Annotated in this window: 6 protein-coding genes; all 6 read left to right on the top strand. The window is 36.5% G+C overall.

The window, feature by feature from the left end:
* Nucleotides 1-657, top strand: a 657-nt coding sequence (locus BLS22_RS14750) for an NADH-ubiquinone oxidoreductase-F iron-sulfur binding region domain-containing protein (protein WP_143011303.1), incomplete at its 5' end; no start/stop codon positions are given.
* Nucleotides 658-698: 41 nt separating this feature from the next.
* Entirely contained in the window at nucleotides 699-2486 is a 1788-nt protein-coding gene (locus BLS22_RS14745) for an NADH-dependent [FeFe] hydrogenase, group A6 (protein ID WP_090555126.1), read from the top strand.
* 304 nt (nucleotides 2487-2790) lie between these two features.
* Nucleotides 2791-3036, top strand: a complete 246-nt coding sequence (locus tag BLS22_RS14740; protein ID WP_090555125.1) for a TM1266 family iron-only hydrogenase system putative regulator — start codon at nucleotides 2791-2793, stop codon at nucleotides 3034-3036.
* A 58-nt stretch (nucleotides 3037-3094) separates the two neighbouring features.
* Nucleotides 3095-4468 (top strand): [FeFe] hydrogenase H-cluster radical SAM maturase HydG, encoded by a 1374-nt coding sequence (gene hydG, locus BLS22_RS14735; protein WP_090555122.1) that lies wholly within the window; start codon nucleotides 3095-3097, stop codon nucleotides 4466-4468.
* A 26-nt stretch (nucleotides 4469-4494) separates the two neighbouring features.
* Nucleotides 4495-5805: a [FeFe] hydrogenase H-cluster radical SAM maturase HydE gene (hydE, locus tag BLS22_RS15260; RefSeq protein ID WP_176762207.1), complete on the top strand. Its 1311-nt coding sequence runs from the start codon at nucleotides 4495-4497 to the stop codon at nucleotides 5803-5805.
* Complete coding sequence (gene hydF, locus BLS22_RS15255; RefSeq protein ID WP_176762206.1) at nucleotides 5806-7005, top strand: [FeFe] hydrogenase H-cluster maturation GTPase HydF; 1200 nt, start codon at nucleotides 5806-5808, stop codon at nucleotides 7003-7005. It begins immediately after the preceding gene.
* Nucleotides 7006-7840 lie beyond the last annotated feature (835 nt).

The raw sequence follows: 7840 nt of genomic DNA, 5'->3' as shown, positions 1-7840 counted from the left end.
TATGAAATAGGTGGAGGAATTCCAGATGGAAAGGCCTTCAAAGCAGTCCAAACAGGAGGACCTTCAGGAGGATGTATTCCAGCAGAGTATATTGACGTTCCTATTGACTACGATAACTTAATTAAACTTGGTTCCATGATGGGTTCTGGAGGAATGATTGTTTTAGATGAAACAGATTGTATGGTGGATATTGCAAGATTTTTCTTGGATTTCACCGTTGAAGAATCCTGTGGAAAATGTCCTCCCTGTAGAATAGGTACAAAGAGAATGCTAGAAATATTAAATAGAATTACAGAGGGTAAGGGTGAACCTAAGGACTTAGAAAACCTAGAAAAACTTGCTGAAAATATTAAGACATCTTCCTTATGTGGTCTAGGACAAACAGCACCAAACCCTGTGTTATCCACTTTACATTATTTTAGACATGAATACGAAGCCCATGTTAATGAAAAGAAATGTCCTGCTGGTGCTTGTCAAGCGCTATCAAATTACTATATAACAGATGCTTGTAAGGGATGTACTCTGTGCACAAAAGTATGCCCAGTAAATGCAATATCTGGTGAAAGAAAAGAATTGCATATAATTGACAAAGAAGCTTGTGTGAAGTGTGGTGCTTGTGTGGATAAATGTCCATTTAAAGCAATCATAAGAAAATAGGGTAAGGTTTCTTATCTTATTGGAAAAGGAGTGTGTCGTAATTGGAAAAAGTAACTTTAACTATAGATAATATTGAAGTTCAAGTCCCTAAAAACTCTACAATCCTTGAGGCGGCTAAAGCTGTTGGTGTAAATATTCCTACCCTATGCTTCTTAAAGGATGTCAATGAAATTGGAGCATGTAGGGTCTGTTTAGTGGAGATCGAGGGAGCAAGGGGACTACAGGCATCCTGTGTACACCCTGTTGCAGAGGGAATGGTTGTAAAAACCAATACAAAAAAAATAAGAGAGGCTAGAAAATCCACGGTAGAATTGATACTTTCAAATCATAATCGTGAGTGCTTAACCTGCTCTAGAAATAGGAATTGTGAACTTCAAAGCTTAGCAGAGGAATTAAACATTAGTGAGATACCCTTTGAAGGAGAAAAAATTGAAACAACAGTGGATGCAAAATCTGATTCTATCGTAAGGGACGCCAGTAAATGTATTCTTTGTGGAAGATGTGTGAACGTATGTAAAAATGTACAAAAAATCAGTATCCTTGATTTTACCAATAGGGGTTATCATACAGAGGTTTCTCCGGCTTTTGGAAAGAGTATGGCGGATTCCCCATGTATCTACTGTGGACAATGTATCGTCAGTTGTCCAGTAGCTGCCTTGAGGGAAAAGGAAGATATTGAAAGGGTTTGGGATGCTATTGAGGACCCAGAGGTTCATGTAGTGGTTCAAACAGCTCCAGCGGTAAGAGCAGCCTTAGGAGAAGAGTTTGGTTTACCTATAGGAACAAGAGTAACAGGGAAGATGGTAGCAGCTTTGAAGAGGCTTGGATTTGATCGGGTATTTGATACGAACTTTGCGGCTGACCTAACCATCATGGAGGAAGGCCACGAGTTGCTTCATAGAATAAAGGAGGGTGGAACCCTGCCAATGATTACCTCCTGTTCACCGGGGTGGGTGAGATTTTGTGAATTCTATTATCCAGAATTTATCCCTAACCTGTCCAGCTGTAAGTCACCCCATCAAATGCTGGGAGCTATTGTTAAATCTTACTATGCAGAAAAACAAAATATTGATCCTAAGAAAATATTTGTAGTTTCCATTATGCCCTGTACCTCTAAAAAATCAGAAGCAACACGTCCAGAGTTACAAGTTGAAGGGTTAAGGGATGTAGATGCAGTATTAACAACAAGAGAATTGGGTAAAATGATTAAGCAGGCGAGAATTGAATTTATGAAGCTGGAGGATGCAGAATTTGATCCAGCCCTAGGGGAATATACTGGAGCGGCAGCTATATTTGGTGCTACCGGAGGCGTTATGGAGGCAGCTCTTAGAACTGTAGCAGATGTATTAGAGGGTGAAGATTTACAAAATATCGAGTATACCAATGTTCGAGGTGTCGAGGGAATCAAAGAGGCAGAGGTAACATTGGGGGGCAATACAATTAAAATAGCTGTTGTCCATGGAACTGCCATGGCAGCCCAGGTGTTAGATATGATTAAGGTTGGAGAGAAGGAATATCATTTCATTGAAATCATGGGATGTAGTGGTGGCTGTGTAACCGGAGGTGGTCAGCCCCATGTATCAGCTAGGGTGAAAATGGATTGTGATATAAGAGTGGAGCGAGCAAAGGCTTTATACGAAGAAGATACAGTGAGGGAATATCGTAAATCCCATCAAAATCCAATGATTAAGAAACTGTATGATGAATATTTAGAAAAACCAAATAGCCATAAAGCCCATAAACTCCTGCACACCCATTATAGGGCACGAGAAGGATATTCCGTTGACAATGAAGAGGTTGTTGAAGTAGTTATGGCCGATATTGGCTAAAGAGAATGAATAAATAAAATAAAGGAGTGGAGGTGGTTTTCCTACCTTCACTCACCTAATTATAAGGAAATGATATTTACTAAATTCAATTAACATATGATAACAAAAAAATATTAGGAACTGAAAATTTAAAACTAAAAACTCTAACTGGTGGATTGTATTCATTAGGAGGAGATCAACATGATGCTAACTGCAAGGATTTTTCTGAGCAAAAGGGGACTTTCCTACCTTTGGAGAGTTTTTTTTGTTGCATAAAATCGTTTTAAATAATAGACAATTATCTATTGCGAAGGGAGAACTTTGTATGGAAAGTAGAATAGGAGTAGTTGCAATTCTTATAGAAGACAAAGAAAGTGTTGATATGGTTAATAAACTTCTCAGTAGTTTTGGAGATATTATTGTTGGAAGGATGGGGGTCCCCTATAAGGAAAAAAAGCTAAGTGTGATTTCTACAATTGTAGACGGGACAACAGACCAAATAGGAGCCATGACAGGAAAATTAGGAAGACTTCAAGGGGTTTCAGTGAAAAGTGCATTAATTCAGAAATAATTGCTTAATATCAACCTTTTCTTCAGCATTTAAACTACTTAATTAAGGAGGATATAGGATGGATACGAAAAAAATCATTAACGAAGAAGAAATTTACCGACTGTTGGAAGGTGGAAATGGGGTATCCAAAGAAGAAACTTTAGAAATTATAGAAAAAGCTAGGGACTGTTATGGACTGACCCTAGAAGAAGCTGCTATTCTTTTGCAGATTGAAGATGAAGATTTACTTGAAGCTTTATTTCACGCAGCTAGAGATGTAAAAATTAAAATTTATGGGAAAAGAATTGTTGTATTTGCACCTCTTTATACAAGTAACGAGTGTACAAATAATTGCTTATATTGTGGTTTTAGGGTTGCCAACAAAAACCTCCATCGGAAAACTTTAAATGTTGAAGAAATTGTTCATGAAGCTCAAATAATTGAAAAGCAAGGACATAAAAGGGTATTGCTGGTTTGTGGAGAGGATAATAGTAAAACCCATATAGATCACATTATAAATGGGGTAAAGGCCATCTATGAGAGGGCTGATATAAGAAGAATAAATGTAAATGCAGCTCCTATGGAGGTAAATGATTTTAAAAAATTGAAGGCTTCTGGTATAGGAACTTATCAGATATTCCAGGAAACCTATCACCGTGATACCTACAAAAAAATGCATCCATCAGGTTCTAAGTCTGATTATGATTATAGATTAACTGCTTTACAAAGAGCTTTAGAGGCGGGGATAGACGACTTTGGTATAGGGGTACTATTAGGATTATATGATTATAAATTTGATGTACTGGCTACGTTAATGCACTCTCAATACATGGAGGAAAACTATAGTGTGGGACCCCATACCATCTCTATTCCTAGGTTAAGACCGGCGAATGATTCAGCTCTAGAGGCAGCCCCTTACCCTGTTTCTGATAAGGATTTGAAGAAAATAGTAGCCGTTTATCGATTAACCGTACCCTATACCGGTATTATTTTGTCCACCAGAGAGGCGGCCTTCTTAAGGGATGAGTTGCTGAATCTAGGGGTGTCCCAAATATCTGCGGGTTCTAAAACAAGTCCAGGTGGTTATCAACAGGATGATGGAGAAGCAACTCAATTTCAGACTAGTGATGAACGCTCTTTGGATGAAATGTTGCAGGTGATTTGTCGACAGGGGCACCTACCGAGTTTTTGTACAGCCTGTTATCGAGCCAATAGAACTGGAGAGGCTTTTATGGAACTGGCAAAGGATGCCCATATCCACGAATTCTGTCAACCAAATGCTATTTTAACTTTTAAGGAAAATTTAATAGATTGTGCTTCAGATGAAACAAAAAAACAGGGTGAAGCTTTGATTCGTAAAGCTTTGGAGGAAATACAAAATCCTAAAATTAAAAGTATCACATTACAAAGGCTAAAAGAAATACAAAAAGGAAAAAGAGATCTCTATTTTTAGCCAAGTGGGAGAGGGAGGCCGATAATATGAAAGCATCGAAAGAAAAATATATCATAATATGTTACTCAACCAGCGAAATGCTAAATGCAGATAGGGTTATAAAGTCCCAAGGAATTCATACAGACCTTGTCCCAACACCTATTCAGTATGGGTCTATCTGTAGTACATCTATTGCAATTGCAAAAGAAGACCGACAATTAGTAGAAAATACCCTTAAGGAAAACAATCTTAGCTTTAAGGAAATTCATCCCTATGAATCCCGCAAACTGTCTGGATTAATGGAAAGCTTAAAAAAGAATATCATCACCCACACCTTTAGGGATATCATGAGTAAAATAGAGGAGGACTTAGATATCACTAAGGAGGAAATTACTTATCTCCTTAAAACCGAAAGCAAAAATGAAATAGAGGCGATTTTTCAAACGGCAGATCAAATGCGGAAGGAAATTGTTGGAGATGTAGTTGAAATTCGAGGAGCTATTGAATTTTCAAATCATTGTAAGAAGAACTGCAATTACTGTGGTATTAGAAGAGGCTGTACTGTTCCAAAACGCTATCGTATGGAGGAAGAGGAAATTATGGAGGTGATTCATCAGCTCCATAGCTGGGGAATTAAAACCGTAATACTACAGTCAGGAGAAGATGATTATTATACCACAGAAATTTTAGTAAAATTAATTCGACGGATTAAAAGGGAAACGAAGATGATGATTACCTTAAGTATAGGAGAACGGTCATTTACAGATTATGAAACCTTGAGGGAAGCAGGAGCCAACAATTTTTTATTGAAAATTGAAACCACAAATAAGGATATTTTTAAATTTATTCACCCTGATGACGATTTTGATGAAAGACTTAAATGTTCTAAGGGGCTTCGGCAGTTGGGTTATGTAAATGGATCCGGCAATATGATTGGTTTACCAGGACAAAGACCAGAGGATATAGCTGAAGATATTTTATTTTTTAAAGATATGGCCATTCATATGATTGGGATAGGACCCTTTATCCCAGCTAAAGGAACTCCCTTTGAGCTATACCCACAGGGGAGTGTAGAAATGACCTTAAGAGCTGTGGCTATAACAAGATTGGTCTGTAAAAATGTTTTTCTACCTGCCACCACTGCTCTGGCCTCCATAGACCCTGATGGTCAGACAAAGGCGTTACAAGCAGGAGCAAATACAATTATGTTAATATCTACACCAGCAAAATATCGAAGCAACTATCAAATTTACAGTAATAAGAATATGATTGATTTACAATCTGCCTTTAGGGCAGTGAAGGAATCTGGGAGAAAGCTGCCTAAATATCTAAAAATTTCTCCAGAGGAGGTACAATAGATGAACAATACCCCGAGAGGGAATCGCCTTCATATCGCTATATTTGGAAGAAGAAATGCAGGGAAATCAAGTCTAATTAATGCCTTAACAAACCAAGATACTGCCCTTGTATCTGATATACCAGGCACCACCACGGACCCTGTCTATAAGACTATGGAAATACTGCCTATTGGCCCAGTTTTGATTATTGATACAGCTGGTATTGATGATGAAGGTGTTATAGGAGAATTAAGAACGCAAAAAACAAAGGAAGTTTTAAATAAAACTGATTTAGCTTTAATTGTTACAAACCTAGAAACTGGAATAGGCACTTTTGAGGAAGAACTTCTAACTACTATAAAAGAGAAGGACATTCCAACTATAATTGTCTATAATAAGTGGGATATTATAAAAAATCCAAAAGAAGTGGTGGAGAAAACAAATTCTACTCCTACTGTACTGGTAAGTGCTAAAACCAATGAGGGGATAGATAAGCTGAAGGAAAGGATCATAGCTGCTGCACCAAAGGATATAGAAGTTTCTTTAATGGGAGGATTGGTTGAAAGAGGAGATACAGTAGTATTGGTTACCCCTATTGATACCTCTGCTCCTAAGGGTAGAATGATTTTGCCCCAAGTTCAAGTAATAAGAGATATATTAGATCATGATGCCTTTATGATTGTCTGTAAGGAAACGGAGCTTCAAGAGGCTTTAGGTAGTCTTAAAAATCCACCAAAACTGGTTGTTACAGATTCTCAGGCCTTTGCAGAGGTATCTAAAATTGTTCCACCTGAGATAGCTTTAACCTCTTTTTCAATATTGTTTGCTCGATACAAGGGGGATCTACGACAATTGGTGGAGGGAGTGAAGGCTATTAAAAAATTAAAAAAAGGAGATAGGGTTTTAATAGTAGAGGGATGTACTCATCATAGACAGGAAGATGACATTGGAACTGTAAAAATTCCCCGCTGGCTGGAAAAGGAAACTGGAGAAAGCTTGGATTTCCATTGGGTTTCCGGAAACAGTTTTAGGGAAGATCTTTCAGAATATAGCTTGATTGTTCACTGTGGAGCCTGTATGCAAAATCGTAGGGAAATGATGGCAAGAATTAATAAAGCCAGAGGACAAAATGTGCCAATCATTAACTATGGGGTTTTGATTTCCCATGTAACTGGTATAATGGACCGGGTCATAGCACCATTTCAAATAGAAATACAATAAGAGAAAGAAATGCCATACTTCCAATATGGTATTTCTTTTTTAGTTTAGGCTATGGTAAATTGCAAGGGTAAAAAGAAAATTACTGATAGAAAGGTTGGAGAAATGAAGAGATAGGTCTCGATATTAAGGCATTAGTAAAGAGAAGGTATGAATTTAAATAGCTAGAGGTAAAAACAACAATAGTGTTGCTAAAACTAGTTGCATAGGTAGAATTATATGATGGATAATCAATAAGCAATTAAAGCAATAAAACAATAGAAAAACTATCAATAAAGAAATATTATCAATAAAACCAAAACAATCCTATAAATAGACAAAATATACTCCTGATCTATAGTTTACATAATGACTAAAAAATAATGATGGCAGCTGAATTAAGGAAAAATAAAATGGAATAACTATTTTAAAGTAACGAATAAAAATAAAGAATATTAAAATTATTTTGTTAAATAGCCTGAAAAATAGACATTATCTAGATAATTAGGAAAATACAAGAAGTTTCAGGATTGAATTTTATTTAGGGCTGAGGTATAATTATTATGCAATAAAAAATTTTTTGAAATTAAAAGTTAAAAGTTTAACATATTTTTACATAATAACAAATATCTATTAATAATGATTTTCAAATTTAAAAAAATTTCAAGATAAAAATTTTGAAATTTATAATAAATTATCAAAAAAAGGAGGGACATTATGGCTAAAAATATTTTGACAGAGGAAAATTTTGAAAAGCTGGAAAGAGTTATTGAGGAATACAAAGGTCAGAGGGGAGCTTTAATGCCAGTGCTGCAAGAAGGACAAAGGATATTTGGATGTTTGCCATTGGAGGTACAAC

Source organism: Natronincola ferrireducens (assembly GCF_900100845.1).
Lineage (GTDB): Bacteria > Bacillota > Clostridia > Peptostreptococcales > Natronincolaceae > Natronincola_B > Natronincola_B ferrireducens.
This window is presented reverse-complemented; position numbering and strand designations above follow the sequence as displayed.

Coding starts and splice junctions, on each gene's coding strand:
- BLS22_RS14740 (WP_090555125.1), top strand. CDS start 2,791: ATGGAAAGTAGAATAGGAGTAGTTGCAATTCTTATAGAAGACAAAGAA.
- hydG (WP_090555122.1), top strand. CDS start 3,095: ATGGATACGAAAAAAATCATTAACGAAGAAGAAATTTACCGACTGTTG.
- hydE (WP_176762207.1), top strand. CDS start 4,495: ATGAAAGCATCGAAAGAAAAATATATCATAATATGTTACTCAACCAGC.
- hydF (WP_176762206.1), top strand. CDS start 5,806: ATGAACAATACCCCGAGAGGGAATCGCCTTCATATCGCTATATTTGGA.